The sequence below is a fragment of the Sulfitobacter pontiacus genome, from assembly GCF_040790665.1.
GTDB classification, from domain to species: domain Bacteria; phylum Pseudomonadota; class Alphaproteobacteria; order Rhodobacterales; family Rhodobacteraceae; genus Sulfitobacter; species Sulfitobacter pontiacus.
The window spans coordinates 2,652,849-2,667,560 of sequence record NZ_CP160849.1 but is presented as its reverse complement, the minus strand read 5'-3'; the positions used below and the strand labels follow the sequence as shown (position 1 = coordinate 2,667,560).

Genomic DNA, 14,712 nt, shown 5'->3' with positions numbered 1-14,712 from the left:
ACCAGTTGTTAGAATTTCCTCCGAACAACAACGGATTTTCATGCGCCATACACTCCCCATCGCTCCGCAGTTCTATGTGACTGCGCCACAGCCCTGCCCGTATCTGGACGGCCGGATGGAACGTAAACTGTTCACCGCGCTGCAGGGCGACTCCGCGACCAAGCTGAACAACAGCCTGTCGGGGCAAGGCTTCCGGCGGTCGCAGAATGTACTGTATCGCCCGTCTTGCACGGATTGCGCGGCCTGTCTGTCAGCGCGCATCAACGTGGCCGACTTCACCCCCAGCAAAAGCCAGAAGCGCACGATCAAGCGCAACGCGGGGCTGACGCGGCGGGCGACATCGCCTTGGGCCACGGAAGAGCAATACGACCTCTTCCGCACCTATCTTGACAGCCGCCATGCAGACGGTGGCATGGCCGATATGGATGTCTTCGAATTCGCCGCGATGATCGAGGAAACCCCGATCCGCAGCCGTGTGATCGAATATACCGATACCCAAACCCGCGAGCTGATTGGCGTCTGCCTGACGGATGTGCTCGATGACGGGGTGAGCATGGTCTATTCGTTCTACAGCCCTGACCGGCCCCGTGACGGGTTGGGAAATTACATCATCCTTGACCACATCGAAATCGCCCGTGCGGCGGGTCTGCCTTATGTATATCTAGGCTATTGGGTGCCCGGCAGCCCCAAGATGGGCTATAAGGCCAAGTTCTCGGGGCTTGAGGTCTATATGGGCGGCGCGTGGCAGAAGATGCGCAACCCCGATGATTTCGAACCCGAACAGCATCCGCTGAACACCGACCCGATTGCCGAACAGGTGGCCAATATCGCCCTCCCCGATCTGAGCCCGACCAAAGGGTAAATCGTAACGCTGAGGCGTATTGAACCGCTGTCATCCGCTGAAACGAAAAAGGCACCCCGCAGGGTGCCTTTTGTTTTGTGGTGGCCTGACCCCCGATCAATTGGGGATCAGGTCCGGCACGATGGTCACGATGACCGGGAACATCCACAACAGTGCCAGTGCCCCGACCTGGATCAAGACGAAAGGAATGATCCCGCGGTAGATATGCGAGGTGGTGACGCTCGCCGGGGCCACGCCGCGCAGGTAAAAAAGCGCGAAGCCAAAAGGCGGTGTCAGGAACGAGGTTTGCAGGTTCACCGCAATCATGATCGTCACCCACTTCGGGTCGAAAGTGCCGCCGTAGATCACCGGCCCGACAATCGGGATCACGATGTAGATGATCTCGAGGAAGTCGAGCACGAAGCCCAGCACAAAGAGCACCAGCATCACGATCAGGAAGACCGTCAGCTCGTTGTCGAAGCTTTTCAGCCACTGCTGGATGTAGTGTTCGCCACCAAAGGAGATCACCACAAGGTTCAGCAACTGCGATCCGATCAGGATGGTAAACACCATCGAGGTCACCTTGGCCGTCTCGCGGACCACGGGGCTTAGCACGCCCGAGGTATAAAGGATCCAGCACGAGAACAGCAGACCGAACACCGCGTACAGATACGCGCCATAGGCGACGAAGAAGGCAAACCAGCTTTCGACGCTCACGCCCTCTTGGTTGATGCGCAGGTCAAAGTTCACGCCGACAAGGATCGCGATCAGGATGGCCAGGGTGGACCAGATGATCACCTTGGGCGACCGGTCCATATCCTTGAGCTTGCGATAGGCGGCCAGCATGATCGCGCCACCTGCCCCCAAGGCCGCCGCGGGCGTCGGGTTGGTGATCCCGCCAAGGATCGACCCCAGTACCGCAACGATCAGGACCAGCGGCGGGAAGACCACGCGGATCAGCTCGTTACCGGCGCAAAGCTTCAGCGCATAGACCACACCATACATGACAGCCACGAAAGGCAGCGCCATCAGCAGCACCATCGTGCCCGAGGACGTGGCCGGACCGACCAGCAGGATATCGACCAGCAGTGTCAGCACCAGACCGATGCCACCGATGATCAGCGGCCGTTTGTCCGCCGATGGGGCGACACCGCGACCGGTCGTCATGACCAGTGCCAGCAGGATCAGGATGATCGCAACACCGGTCCCGATGGGGGCGGCATTGGCGATCTTTTCAGCCTGCTTGGCGGCCAGCGCTTCTTCGGTCAGCTTTTCGCTGGCCTGTTGACCGCCCGCCGCCTCGATCGCGGCTTGCTCGGTCACCGCTTGATCCCATGCGCTTTGCCCATGCAGTTCGATCATCGCGGCCTGACAGGCCTCGCCTACGTTGGTGCGCAGGCTGGCACCCTGCCCGATGTCGCTAAAGCTGGACACAACAGTCGACTGGCTGCCCACGATGCCAAGGTTGCCAAGAACAATCGTGCCCACGATCAGCAGGGCTGGCATACCAAGGAACCAGGTAAAGCCCTCGCCCCGCGTTATGGGTTCGGCATTGGTCGCCCCCATCGGCACGGCGGGCGCCTTTTCAGGGTTCAGCAGCGCATATACAAAGGCGTAAAGCGCATAAAGCAACGCCAGCATGATCCCCGGCAGCAACGCGGCCTGGAACAGCGTCCCTACAGACACAACTGCGGGCTGGCCCAAGTAGGTCAGCGCATCGGTACAGCCAACGGCGGTGGCACGCGCTTCCTGGGCGGCGGAGTATAGATCGCCCGCCAATGTGCCCAGAAGGACGATAACGATGGACGGCGGAATGATCTGGCCCAAAGTACCAGACGCCGCGATGACACCTGTCGCAATTTCAGGCGAATAGTTGTTGCGCAACATGGTCGGCAGCGCCAGCAGCCCCATGGTGACAACCGTCGCGCCCACGATCCCGGTAGAGGCCGCAAGAAACGCGCCCACAACCACAATCGACACCGCCAAACCACCGGGCAGCGGTCCGAAGACGCGCGCCATCGTGGTCAACAGGTCGTTCGCGATCTTGGAGCGTTCCAGCGTGATGCCCATCAGAACGAACATCAGAACCGCCAACAGCGTCTCGATCGACTGCCCCGCCAGAACGCGTTCGTTCATACGGTTCACGATAAAGCTGACGTTCCGGTCCAGCGCGACTTCCCAGCCTTGGGGGAATACAGATTCACCGATCAGCGGCAAATCCGGATAGCGGAATTTCGATACCGCGTCATTGGGAACGCCCGAGTTCACCAGATCGCGATAGGCTTGCGACGATTGGTCAATCGCCTGATGCACCATCAGACCCGCACTATCGAGTGCGGCGATGATACCGAAAGAGATGATGCCAGCACCGCCGATGGCAAAGGCCACCGGGAAACCGGACAGGATGCCGCCAAAGAGGCAGGCAAAAACAATGATCAGGCCAATTTCGACCCCGTCGAGACCAAATAGCATGGGACGCCCCTTGAATTAATGTGTGCCCTCATAGGCTTCTTCGCCCTCGCCCAACGTATCGCGGTCGAGATATTTATCTTCGCTTTCAGGCCCTTCACGGAACTCTAACAAAGCGCGATAAAACACTGATATTGCTTGCAAGATCACCATTGCGCAGAAGGCACACAGCAGGATCTTGAACAAGAAGTAGCCGTTGAACCCGTTGGGCGAAAAGCCGATGGTTTCCACGTTCCACTTGAGCAAGCGCGCCTTGCGCAGCAGCAGCTCCAACCGGTCAGAGGCCGATGGGTTCGGTGTCACCAGATGGCGCCACAGGAAGAACCAGCCATAAAGCCATGTGACAATCGCAAAGGGGATCATGAAGAACAGCGCGCCGAACATGTCGATCACGCGCTTAGTACGGAATTTTGCGCCGGCATAGAAAAGGTCAACACGCACATGCCCGCCTTGTACAAAGGTGTAGGACACACAAAGACAGACGACCAACGCATTGAAAAGCTTCAACTCTTCTGCAAACCAGCTGATGTCGAACTGCAGCGGAATACCAAAGCCGATAGAGATATCAGGCCGGGTGAAAATACGTTGCATGAAGACGATGATGATCTGTTGCAGCACCATCAAAAGCCCGGCCCAGGCAAAGAAACGCCCGGTGACATTGGCGAAGCCTTCAAGCCCGCGCACACAGCCCCACATAAAGCTGCGTTCCCAGATGCCGACAGCCGTGACGATCAGCAGTCCGACGAGCAAGACAAAGAACAGCTCTACCGAGGCACCGTAATAGATGAACCGCATCAAGGCTTCGCTGTTGGACCAGTCCAGCCACATGGACGGGTTCAGCACCGCTGCAAAGAAATTGTAGAACGCTTCAAGTAGGTTGCCCAGAATGAAGCTGATCAGGTTGCCCTCTTGGAACTGGTCCAAGCAGCTGATCTTGGCCCCTTCCGCCGCGCGGAAAAATCCAGCGCATACTGCATCTTCTGCCATTGATATCCCCCCTTCGCCCGCCCGGTTTCAGTTTGGGCTTGGTGCGAAAATTGTCCTCGCTTTGCGCGCCCGTTTTCCGGATCGCAAAGTCGCGTGTGGGGCCGCCCAAAGGCAGCCCCCCTGTCATCCCGTGGGGATGGCTTACATTTTGCCCAGAACGCGCTGGCGCTGTTCGACATAATAGGCGTCGGATTTGGACAGCCATTCAGCCGATGCGGACAGCGAGGATTCAAAGCTGTTGCGGATGTCGGCGAACAGCGTGTCATCCATGTTCTCGTCCATAACCTCTTTGGAAGCCGCACCGAATGCATCCCAGACATCATCGGGGAACTGCATGGTTTTCACGCCCTGCTGCTGCAGACGCGCCAAGGCGGCACCGTTGTTGGCCAGTGTTTCGGCCAGACCGGTGTGCGTGGTCGCCATCGATGCATATTCGATGATCTTCTGCTGCGCCGGTGTCAGGTCGTTGAACACATCAAGGTTGACCGATGCTGTCAGGCCAGACCCTGGCTCGTGGAAACCAGCGGTGTAGTAGATCTTGGCGACTTCCTGGAAGCCTGCGCGCTCATCCGCGAAGGGGCCAACCCACTCCAGCCCGTCAAGCGCGCCGGAGGACAGCGCCTGATACAGTTCGCCACCGGGGATGTTCTGAACAGACGCGCCCAGTTTACCCAGCACCTTGCCGCCCAGACCGGGCATACGGAATTTCAGGCCGTTGAAGTCCGCGGCAGAGTTGATTTCCTTGCGGAACCAGCCACCGGACTGCGAACCGGAGTTACCGGCGAGGAACATCTTCATGTTGAAGATTTCACCGATCTGGTTGTGCAGGTCATGGCCGCCACCGTGCAGATACCAGTTGGTCAGCTCTTGTGCTGTGGCACCGAAAGGCACGGCGGTGAAATACGCCAGACCGGGGTGCTGGCCGATGAAGTAGTAGTCAGCCGCGTGATACATATCCGCCTGACCGGAGGAAACGGCGTCAAAGACCTCGAACGCGCCGACGAGCTCGCCCGGGGCTTTCTTTTCGATGGTCAACGTGCCGTCAGACATCTCGTTAACCATGTTGTTGAGGTAGGTCGCGGCGTCATCAAGCACGGCAAAGCCACGGGGCCATGCGGTGACCATGGTCAGCGTGCGTTTACCTTGGGCGTACAGCGGTGCGGCCAGTGTCGATGCAGCGGCGGCAGACCCGCCAAGCGCGGATGTCTTCAGAAATGAACGACGGTCCATATTGGATACTCCTCCCGAGTTATATGAGGGTGCCCGCGCTTCATTATATGCGCGCGGGTCATTTCAAGTGTCGTTCACTCTACGCATTAGCGAAACGTTGAAAATACCAACTACTGCGTAGAGGGTGCAGATTTACCGCCCAAATATGCGGCAAATGTTCCGCCGGACCTGCCATATGTTGTGCATACACGCGTATAGCGGGTGATTTGTGACTGCATCTAGCACTTTGATTCGCGTGGATTTCCCAGTATCAGCGCTGCATGCGCCGCCCGTCTTTCATGATCGCCCCCACCTACGCCCAAAAGCTGACACTCATCGCCTCTGTGCCGCTGGTGCTGGCGGTGACGGCGATTGCCTTTGTCGTGGCACTGCAGGCGCGCGCGGTGGCCGACCGCGAGATTTCAACGCTTGAACAGCAGTTGCTGGACGCCAAGAAGGTAGAGCTGCGCAATTATGTGACACAGGCGCGCAACGGCTTTTACTTCGTCTACGGGTCCGCCTCTCCTGATGATGGGGCGGCGAAATCGCAGGTGGCGCAGATCCTCGCGGCGATGATCTATGGCGAGGAAGGTCAGTTCTTTGTCTATGACTACGACGGCACCGCCCTTGTCAGCCCGCGCCAGACCGACCGGATCAACCGCAACTTTGCTGGCGAGACGGATAGCAACGGCACGCCCGTGGTGGACGAGCTGATCCGCATCGCACGCAGTGGCGGCGGGTATCACACCTATATGTGGCCCAAACCCTCTACCGGAGAGGATGCGCAGATGATCACCTATGTCACCTCTTTCCCCAGTTGGCAGTGGGCCGTGGGGACGGGTGTGTTCATCGACGATGTGCTTGCCAGCGGGGCCGCGGCGCGATCCGATGTGCAGGCGCGGGTGCAGCGTACGTTCTTCTATATTGGCGTTATTACGGTGACCGCCCTGCTGCTGGTGTTTGGCACGGGCATGCTGGTCAATCTGCGTGAACGGCGGCTTGCGGATGCGAAGCTTAAAAAGCTGACGCAGCGGGTATTTGACGCCCAAGAGGAAGAGCGTGGCCGCGTGGCGCGCGAACTGCATGACGGCATCAGCCAGATCCTGGTGGGGGTGCGCTATGCGCTCGACAATGCGCGACGCCGGCTGGAAAGGGGCGATGCCCGCGCGGCAGAGCCTTTGGCAAAGGGGATCGACAGCCTTGCACAGTCCATCGCCGAAGTGCGCCGCATCAGCCGCGACCTGCGCCCCAGTATTCTGGATGATCTGGGGCTTGGTCCCGCGCTGAAAACGCTGGTCGAACAATTCGCCCTACGCACCGGTATTCAATGCCGCTTCGATACCGTGGTATTCCGCAACCGCTTGGACGACGAGGCCAAGATCGCGCTTTACCGGATCGCGCAAGAGGCGCTGACCAATATCGAACGCCACGCACGCGCCACCGAAGTTATCGTCGATCTGCGCGGTCACCGACAGGGCGCGACGCTGTCGATCTCTGACAACGGGCTGGGGCTGGCCAAGACACGCTCCTCCGCCGGAGGGTTGGGCCTGCGCAATATGCAAGAGCGGATCGAGCAGCTAGACGGCACGCTGACCATGCAAACCTCTGCCCAAGGCGGCACCGAGATTACCGCTACCGTCCCGTTGACCCATATGCTGCGCCCGCCGCCGACCGCCCTGCCCTAAGCCCTGATATGCCCCTTCCCGAAAGCTGCCCCATGACCCTTTCAGACACCCAGCCGCCCGAGTTGATCAAAGTGATGATTGTGGACGATCACCCGATGGTCGCCGAAGGCATCCAGTCCATTCTTGAAAGCTATGACGATATCAATGTGGTCGGCTGTCTGCCCAATGGCCGCGCCGCGATCGACAGCGTCGCGGATCTGGACCCCGATGTGATCCTCATGGATCTCAACATGCCAGAGATCGGCGGGTTGTCCGCGACCGAGATCTTGCTGGAACGCCAGCCCGACACCCGCATCGTGATCCTGTCGATGCATGATAACCCCGAATATATCTCTTCGGCGCTAAGCCACGGCGCCATGGGCTATATCCTCAAGGATGTACCGACGGACGAGATCAAGCTGGCGATCGATACGGTGATGCGCGGCGAACGGTATCTATGCACCGGCGCGCAAGGGTCGCTTGAACCCAAGGATGCCGCGCGTGAATCCCTGACCGAACGCGAACAGACGATCCTGTTGCAACTGGCACAGGGGAAATCCAACAAAGAGGTCGCGCTGACCTTGGATATCTCTGTGCGCACCGTCGAAACCCACCGCAAGAATATCAAGCGCAAGCTTGGCATCTCTTCCACCGCAGGGCTGACGCGCTACGCGATGGAACACGGCGTGCTGCAGGGAACCGGAGTGCGACTCTAGCTGATATGCGCCCGAGAAATGCCCCCAATTTTGCAAAAATTAGAAAATTCAGGATTTCGCGCAATAAATGAAAAGATTTTTTGCACGCAGCGACACTTTTATCGACAATAGAGCATTGACGCCCCTTTGTGGCGCTCATAATGTCCATGCACGCAATGAGGGGCCTTTGGCTATGACAGATCTAGCTTTGACAGATATCGTCGTCATTCTAAGACACACGCGCATGGGCCGGTAACGGCAGACCATAATAGTCACCATGCGCCCCCGTCAAAATCGGGGGCTTTTTTTTGCGCAACGTATTTTTTGATAAACCACCGCCTGACGGAGCACCAAGATGACACGTAAAATGACCGGAGCGAAAATGATCGTTCAAGCCCTGATTGATCAGGGTGTCGATACCGTATTTGGCTATCCCGGCGGCGCTGTCCTACCGATCTATGACGAGGTGTTCCAACAAAACAGCATCAAACACGTGCTGGTGCGTCACGAACAAGGGGCGGTGCATGCCGCCGAAGGCTATGCGCGCTCGACCGGAAAACCGGGCGTTGTTCTTGTCACCTCGGGCCCCGGTGCCACCAATGCGGTGACCGGCCTGACGGATGCCTTGCTCGATTCCATTCCGCTGGTGGTCCTTACGGGTCAGGTGCCGACCTTCATGATCGGCTCTGACGCGTTTCAGGAGGCCGATACCGTGGGCATCACCCGCCCCTGCACCAAGCACAACTGGCTGGTGAAAGAGACCGACAAGCTGGGCGGCGTTCTGCACGAGGCGTTCCACGTGGCCACCAGCGGGCGCCCCGGCCCCGTTCTGGTCGACATCCCGAAAGACGTGCAATTCGCCACGGGGGAATACACGCCCAAGAAGCCGTCCACCTCGCATTACCAGCCGCCCGTCAAAGGCGACATGACCGAGATCACCGAACTGGTGGCCGCCATCGAGACCGCCAAGCGCCCGATATTCTATACCGGCGGCGGGGTCATCAACTCCGGTCCTGCGGCGTCGCAACTGCTGCGCGAGTTGGTCGAGGCGACAGGCTTTCCGATCACCTCCACCTTGATGGGGCTTGGCAGCTATCCGGCGTCGGGTGACAAATGGTTGGGGATGCTCGGCATGCATGGTCTTTACGAAGCCAATATGGCGATGCACGACTGCGATCTGATGATCAACATCGGCGCGCGCTTCGACGACCGGATCACCGGCGTTGTCGACATGTTCAGCCCGAAATCCAAGAAAGCGCATATCGACATCGACCCCTCGTCGATCAACAAGATCATCCGCGTAGACATCCCTATCGTCGGCGACGTGGGCCATGTGCTGGAAGACCTGCTGAAGGTCTGGAAATCGCGCGGCCGCAAGACAAACACCGAAGCCGTTGGCAAATGGTGGAAGAAGATCGAGGAATGGCGCAACGTTGACTGCCTCAAGTTCGAGCAAAAGGGCAAGATCATCAAACCGCAATACGCGCTCTCGCGACTTGAGGCGCTGACCAAGGGGCGTGACCGCTATGTCACCACCGAAGTGGGCCAGCACCAGATGTGGGCCGCGCAATACCTTGGCTTCGAGGATCCGAACCGCTGGATGACCTCTGGCGGGTTGGGGACCATGGGCTATGGTTTCCCGGCGTCCATCGGCGTGCAGATGGCGCATCCTGACGCGTTGGTCATCAACGTTGCGGGCGAAGCGTCCTGGCTGATGAACATGCAGGAAATGGGCACCGCCATGCAATACGGCCTGCCGGTGAAACAGTTCATCCTGAACAACGAACGCCTCGGCATGGTCCGCCAGTGGCAAGAGCTGCTGCACGGCGAGCGCTATTCCCAAAGCTGGTCTGAATCCCTGCCCGATTTCGTCAAGCTGGCCGAAGCTTTCGGGGCCAAGGGGATCATCTGTTCGGATCCCGACGATCTGGACGACGCGATCATGGAGATGCTCGATTATGACGGTCCGGTGATCTTTGACTGTCTGGTGGAAAAACACGAAAACTGTTTCCCGATGATCCCGTCGGGCAAAGCGCATAACGACATGATGCTGGCCGGTGTCGATACGCAAGGGGTGATCGACGCCAAAGGATCGGTCTTGGTCTAAGCCGCCAACGGCACAAGGAAACACATCGGCGCGGGGTCGCGCGCCGAGATTGAACAAATCTTAGAAGGACAGTGTCATGTCAGCCCTAAAGATCAAAAAAGGCTCCAACAGCCATTCCGCCTATAACCTACGTCCCAATTTCTCGGATGTGATCGAACGTCACACGCTGGCCGTACTGGTCGAGAACGAACCCGGTGTGCTGGCGCGCGTCATCGGTCTGTTTTCGGGCCGTGGATACAACATCGACAGCCTTACCGTGGCAGAGGTCGACCACACAGGCCACCTTAGCCGCATCACAATCGTCACTTCGGGCACGCCGCAGGTGATCGAGCAGATCAAGGCGCAGCTGGGGCGGATTGTGCCGGTACACGAGGTGCATGACCTGACCGTCGAAGGCCCCGTGGTCGAGCGTGAGCTTGCGATGTTCAAGGTGAATGGCACCGGCGACAAACGGGTCGAAGCTCTGCGTCTGGCGGATATCTTCCGCGCCAACGTTGTCGATAGCACCCTGGAAACATTCGTGTTCGAGATCACCGGCGCGCCCGAGAAGATTGACGCATTTGCCGAATTGATGCGCCCCTTGGGGCTGGTGTCAGTGGCACGGACGGGTGTGGCAGCCCTGTCGCGCGGCGACTGATGCGCTGAGGTGGCAGGTTGACGTCTGGCCGGCTTCGGCCGGACTAGGCCTGACCGCGATGGCGGAACTCTACCGGCGGGGCGGCTTTTGGGCGGAATGGAAGCACCTCGCCGCCTGTTTGCTTTCGGGTAATGCCCGCGGAATGGCGCAGCAGTTTGTTAGGCAAATCAGCGTCCGCCTTGGATCGCACGACCTTGGGGTTAAGCGCCTTGCGCAATTTGGCCTCGTGGTAGACCTCGAACTGGACAAGATCACCAGCATCAAAACAGCTTGTCGTCTGGTTCACTGTCGCTGGGTCACCCTGGAAATATGCAAGGTCGCCGTGATCCTCGCACCAGAACACAGCTTTGTTGGATCGGGCATCGCTCCAAAGTACCACACCGTACATTTAACTGTTCCTTCCAGATGCTTGCAGACATGAGAGATAATCATGTCATTTTTACAAATTGTCGATTTTTTTACGAAATCATTTTGTGTCGCGCGCACCGAAATTTGACGCTGATTAGCGTCACTACACAGCCCTATATTGCAAATCTCCTTGCAAATTCGTTCAAAGGTTGTGAGGTTTAGTTCAATTAATTTTAACGGACTGATTTCATGACGAACCCCGCCGATATCAGGACAATTTTCGGGTCAAATTTAAAAAAACTTTCAGTAGGTTACCCCTCCATCACCTACCTCGCGCAGGAACTGGGGATCAATCGCACGCAGTTCAATCGATATCTATCGGGTGAAAGCTTTCCGCGCCCCGATATTCTGGACCGGATGTGCAAGTTTTTCGACGTTGATGCGCGTGTCCTTCTGGAGCCCTTGGAAGAGATCGAGAAGATCGAACCCTCCCCCCCGGATTTCATGGGCGACTTTATCGTTTCGGGCGCGCTGGACCTGCCCGAAGCCACGTTTCCCAGCGGTTTCTACCGGTTCTCGCGCCGTAGTTTTCTTTACCCCGAGAAATTCGCCTTGGGATTGGTTATGGTGTTTCGCAGTGGCCGGCATACCTATCTGCGCGGCTACGAGGCCCCTCACGCCATGCGCATCCAAAGCCTGCCCACCCATTCGGAATTGCGCGAATATCGCGGCGTGGTGCTGCAGCAGGAAGAAGGCATCGCCATTATCGCCTCGCGGCGCGGCGCGATGACCTCTTCGTTCAACTATCTGGGGCGGATCGCGTCGTTCAACAATAATTTCTGGGTCGGATACATCACCCGCACGGTGCCGGAAAATTCGATCGGGTTGCGGGCGACGCGGCTGGTCTATGAATACCTGCCGCAAACCCCGTCGGCCGTGTTGCAGGCCGCCCGCTTGAAGGGGCTGTGCGAGCCAAGCGATCTTGAACCCTTTCACCGCCACCTTCTGCGCACGGAATTCGCCTTTGAATGACCGCTACGCCAGCGGCGGCGGGCGCATCTGTGGCCACTGCGTTGCCGCGTGCCATTGCTGCGCCAGTTGAAGCAGCGCCGTATCGCTGCCCCGCGGTCCAATCATCTGTAGCCCCGCAGGCAGCCCCTCTGCGCCGAAACCGGCGGGGATATTGACAACCGGCAGCCCCACCAGACCGGCGGGCACCACGACCTGCATCCAGCGGTGATAGGTATCCATGTCCCGTCCGGCGATCTGTGTCGGATGCACCTGATCCACGTCAAAGGGCCAAAGCTGCGCCGAAGGCAGCACCAGCACGTCAACCTCGTCAAACAGCGCGGTGACACGGCGATACCAGTCCGACCGCGTCAGGCTGGCTTGCTGCACCTCCTGCCCCGTGAACCCGAGCCCGCGCTCGATCTCCCATTGGGCGGCGGGCTTGAGCTTGTCGCGGGTTTCCGGATCGCGGTAGAGCGCGCCCAAACCGGCAGCAACGGCAAAAGACCGCAGCGTGGTCCAGCTGTCCCACATCGCGTCCGCGTCAAAGGGGGCTGGCACAGCGGTCACCTGATGCCCCAGGGCGACCAGTTGATCCAGGGCCGCTTTGCTCACGTCCTCGATCCCGTCTTCATAGGCAAAGGCCCCGCCCCAATCGCCCAGCCACCCGATGCGGCGCGTGGGCGACGGGGTATCCATCTGCGGCAAGATCGGCGCCGGTGACAGGCCGAGGGGTTGCTTGGGGTCCTCTCCGGTCATTGTGTCCAGCAAGGCCGCCAGATCGCGGGGGCAGCGCGCCATCGGGCCTGCCATGCTCAGCTGATGCAGGAACATATCGCCCTCTGGCTCTGCCGGTACAGCGCCCCAGCTGGGGCGCATGCCGTAGACGTTGTTCCAGCCCGCGGGGTTGCGCAGGCTGCCCATCATGTCGGACCCGTCAGCGATGCTTAGCATCCCCGTTGCCAAGGCAGCCGCCGCCCCGCCCGAAGACCCGCCAGCCGAACGTGTGTGGTCATAGGGGTTCCGCGTCGGGCCGTAGACGGGGTTGAACGTGTGGCTGCCCAAGCCGAATTCAGGCGTGTTGGTTTTACCGATGATGATTGCCCCAGCCGCACGGATGCGGGCGACAAAGACGCTGTCCTTCTGGGCAATCGTTCCGGCAAACAGCGGTGATCCCTTGGCGGTTGGCAAGCCCTTGGCATCGGATAAATCCTTGATCGCAATGGGAATACCGTGCAGCCATCCGGCCCGAGGCGTGGCATCGGCCCTATCGGCTTCGGCCAGAAGCTCCGCGCGCGGGCGCAGCGCGACGATGGCGTTGACCGTGCCGTTTACGGCGTCGATGCGCTCTAGCGTGGCCTCCATCAAAGCACGCGCCGTCAGGCTGCCGTTCGCCAATGCCTCCGATTGGGCCAAGGCCCCGATGTCTAGTATGTTCATGGCCGAGCCCTCCGTTCGGGGTCATAGAACGGAAGGCCGCAGCGGGATGCAAGGGGTGCTAGCAAAACTGCTGCACGAGACAAGGCCGCCCGCGCGTCTTTGCCTGATATTTGGCCTTAACCTTCTTGCGCCTCGGCGCGGGTCTTGCCCGACACGGCAAGCGCCAGCGCGGCGCCCATCAACCCGTCAAGGTCGCCATCCAGCACCCCTTTGGTATCCGAGGTTTCATAGTTGGTGCGCAGGTCTTTGACCATCTGGTACGGCTGCAGGACGTAGGACCGGATCTGGTTGCCCCAACCCGCGTCGCCCTTGTTTTCATGGGCTTCGTTGATGGCCGCGTTGCGGCGGTCCAGCTCCATCTGATACAGCCGCGATTTTAGCGCCTTCATCGCGATGTCGCGGTTCTGGTGCTGCGATTTCTCAGAGCTGGTAACCACGATGCCGGTGGGGTGGTGCGTGATCCGCACGGCCGAGTCAGTGGTGTTTACGTGCTGACCACCGGCCCCCGAGGACCGATAGGTGTCGATGCGGATGTCACTGGGGTTGATGTCGATTTCGATATTGTCGTCGACCACCGGATACACCCAGATAGAGGTAAAGGACGTGTGCCGTTTGGCGGCGCTGTCAAAGGGGCTGATCCGCACCAGACGGTGCACACCGGATTCCGACTTGAGCCAGCCATAGGCATTCGGGCCGCTGATCTTGTAGGTCGCCGATTTGATCCCCGCCTCTTCGCCGGGGCTTTCGGATTGCAGTTCGACCTTATAGCCCTTTTTCTCGGCCCAACGGACATACATGCGCGACAGGATATTGGCCCAGTCACAGCTTTCGGTGCCGCCTGCCCCTGCGTTGATTTCAAGGAAAGTGTCATTCCCGTCGGCCTCGCCGTTCAACAGCGCTTCCAGCTCTTTCTGGGCGGCTGTCTCGGCCAGCTTTTTCAATGCGGTCTCGGCCTCTGCGATGACCTCGTCGTCGCCTTCCATCTCGCCCAGTTCGATCAGTTCGATGTTGTCGGCCAGCTCTTGTTTGATGCCCTCGTAGGTGGCGATGGAATCGACCAGCGCCTGACGGTCGCGCATCAGTTTTTGCGCCGCATCGGGATCATCCCACAGATTGGGGTCTTCGACACGGGCGTTGAATTCTTCCAGACGGTATGGCGCGGTTTCAACGTCCAGACGCTGCGCCAACAGCTCCAGCGATTTGCTGATCTTATCCGCTGTGTTTTGTGCATCTGCGCGCATGGTATCCTGCCTTTAAATAGATCGCGGCCCCGAATAGCCGGGGCCGCGTTTCAAATAGACCAGCGC

12 protein-coding genes are annotated in these 14,712 nt (G+C 59.2%); 6 read left to right on the top strand and 6 right to left on the bottom strand.

Features of this window, described 5'->3' with window-relative positions:
- Positions 1–40: 40 nt before the first annotated feature.
- Entirely contained in the window at positions 41–862 is an 822-nt protein-coding gene (locus AB1495_RS13160; RefSeq protein WP_005853310.1) for an arginyltransferase, read from the top strand.
- Between the two features lie 96 nt (positions 863–958).
- Here AB1495_RS13160 and AB1495_RS13155 read toward each other — a convergent pair whose 3' ends face one another.
- The 3 genes from AB1495_RS13155 to AB1495_RS13145 all read right to left on the bottom strand — a co-directional run bounded on the left by AB1495_RS13155 (position 959) and on the right by AB1495_RS13145 (position 5,527).
- A complete protein-coding gene (locus tag AB1495_RS13155; protein ID WP_037944179.1) occupies positions 959–3,313 on the bottom strand; it encodes a TRAP transporter large permease subunit in 2,355 nt (784 codons plus the stop codon).
- A gap of 15 nt (positions 3,314–3,328) precedes the next feature.
- Positions 3,329–4,297 carry a TRAP transporter small permease subunit gene (locus tag AB1495_RS13150; protein ID WP_074634991.1) on the bottom strand — a complete coding sequence of 323 codons (969 nt, stop codon included), beginning with the start codon at positions 4,295–4,297 and terminating at the stop codon, positions 3,329–3,331.
- Between the two features lie 141 nt (positions 4,298–4,438).
- Positions 4,439–5,527 (bottom strand): TRAP transporter substrate-binding protein, encoded by a 1,089-nt coding sequence (locus tag AB1495_RS13145; protein WP_074634992.1) that lies wholly within the window; start codon positions 5,525–5,527, stop codon positions 4,439–4,441.
- A gap of 260 nt (positions 5,528–5,787) precedes the next feature.
- Between AB1495_RS13145 and AB1495_RS13140 the strand changes: the two genes are divergently transcribed.
- The 4 genes from AB1495_RS13140 to ilvN all read left to right on the top strand — a co-directional run bounded on the left by AB1495_RS13140 (position 5,788) and on the right by ilvN (position 10,609).
- Positions 5,788–7,191 carry a cache domain-containing protein gene (locus tag AB1495_RS13140; RefSeq protein WP_074634993.1) on the top strand — a complete coding sequence of 468 codons (1,404 nt, stop codon included), beginning with the start codon at positions 5,788–5,790 and terminating at the stop codon, positions 7,189–7,191.
- 32 nt (positions 7,192–7,223) lie between these two features.
- A complete protein-coding gene (locus AB1495_RS13135; RefSeq protein WP_074634994.1) occupies positions 7,224–7,886 on the top strand; it encodes a response regulator transcription factor in 663 nt (220 codons plus the stop codon).
- Between the two features lie 334 nt (positions 7,887–8,220).
- A complete protein-coding gene (locus AB1495_RS13130; protein ID WP_037944177.1) occupies positions 8,221–9,972 on the top strand; it encodes an acetolactate synthase 3 large subunit in 1,752 nt (583 codons plus the stop codon).
- Positions 9,973–10,048: 76 nt separating this feature from the next.
- On the top strand, positions 10,049–10,609 hold the full coding sequence (gene ilvN / locus AB1495_RS13125; RefSeq protein WP_009826946.1) for an acetolactate synthase small subunit: 561 nt from the start codon (positions 10,049–10,051) through the stop codon (positions 10,607–10,609).
- Positions 10,610–10,652: 43 nt separating this feature from the next.
- Here the strand turns inward: ilvN and AB1495_RS13120 are convergent, their stop codons facing one another.
- Positions 10,653–10,997, bottom strand: coding sequence for a hypothetical protein (locus tag AB1495_RS13120; RefSeq protein ID WP_009826945.1), 345 nt, complete (start codon positions 10,995–10,997; stop codon positions 10,653–10,655).
- 209 nt (positions 10,998–11,206) lie between these two features.
- Here AB1495_RS13120 and AB1495_RS13115 point away from each other — a divergent pair, with 209 nt between their 5' ends.
- On the top strand, positions 11,207–11,989 hold the full coding sequence (locus AB1495_RS13115) for a helix-turn-helix domain-containing protein (RefSeq protein ID WP_074634995.1): 783 nt from the start codon (positions 11,207–11,209) through the stop codon (positions 11,987–11,989).
- Positions 11,990–11,992: 3 nt separating this feature from the next.
- Here AB1495_RS13115 and AB1495_RS13110 read toward each other — a convergent pair whose 3' ends face one another.
- Both AB1495_RS13110 and prfB read right to left on the bottom strand, forming a co-directional pair.
- Positions 11,993–13,405 (bottom strand): amidase, encoded by a 1,413-nt coding sequence (locus AB1495_RS13110; protein ID WP_074634996.1) that lies wholly within the window; start codon positions 13,403–13,405, stop codon positions 11,993–11,995.
- Positions 13,406–13,521: 116 nt separating this feature from the next.
- The gene (prfB, locus tag AB1495_RS13105; protein ID WP_005853284.1) at positions 13,522–14,646 is read right to left on the bottom strand and encodes a peptide chain release factor 2; all 1,125 of its coding nucleotides are present in this window, start codon (positions 14,644–14,646) and stop codon (positions 13,522–13,524) included.
- Positions 14,647–14,712: the final 66 nt, after the last annotated feature.

Coding starts and splice junctions, on each gene's coding strand:
- AB1495_RS13160 (WP_005853310.1), top strand. CDS start 41: ATGCGCCATACACTCCCCATCGCTCCGCAGTTCTATGTGACTGCGCCA.
- AB1495_RS13155 (WP_037944179.1), bottom strand. CDS start 3,313: ATGCTATTTGGTCTCGACGGGGTCGAAATTGGCCTGATCATTGTTTTT.
- AB1495_RS13150 (WP_074634991.1), bottom strand. CDS start 4,297: ATGGCAGAAGATGCAGTATGCGCTGGATTTTTCCGCGCGGCGGAAGGG.
- AB1495_RS13145 (WP_074634992.1), bottom strand. CDS start 5,527: ATGGACCGTCGTTCATTTCTGAAGACATCCGCGCTTGGCGGGTCTGCC.
- AB1495_RS13140 (WP_074634993.1), top strand. CDS start 5,788: ATGCGCCGCCCGTCTTTCATGATCGCCCCCACCTACGCCCAAAAGCTG.
- AB1495_RS13135 (WP_074634994.1), top strand. CDS start 7,224: ATGACCCTTTCAGACACCCAGCCGCCCGAGTTGATCAAAGTGATGATT.
- AB1495_RS13130 (WP_037944177.1), top strand. CDS start 8,221: ATGACACGTAAAATGACCGGAGCGAAAATGATCGTTCAAGCCCTGATT.
- ilvN (WP_009826946.1), top strand. CDS start 10,049: ATGTCAGCCCTAAAGATCAAAAAAGGCTCCAACAGCCATTCCGCCTAT.
- AB1495_RS13120 (WP_009826945.1), bottom strand. CDS start 10,997: ATGTACGGTGTGGTACTTTGGAGCGATGCCCGATCCAACAAAGCTGTG.
- AB1495_RS13115 (WP_074634995.1), top strand. CDS start 11,207: ATGACGAACCCCGCCGATATCAGGACAATTTTCGGGTCAAATTTAAAA.
- AB1495_RS13110 (WP_074634996.1), bottom strand. CDS start 13,405: ATGAACATACTAGACATCGGGGCCTTGGCCCAATCGGAGGCATTGGCG.
- prfB (WP_005853284.1), bottom strand. CDS start 14,646: ATGCGCGCAGATGCACAAAACACAGCGGATAAGATCAGCAAATCGCTG.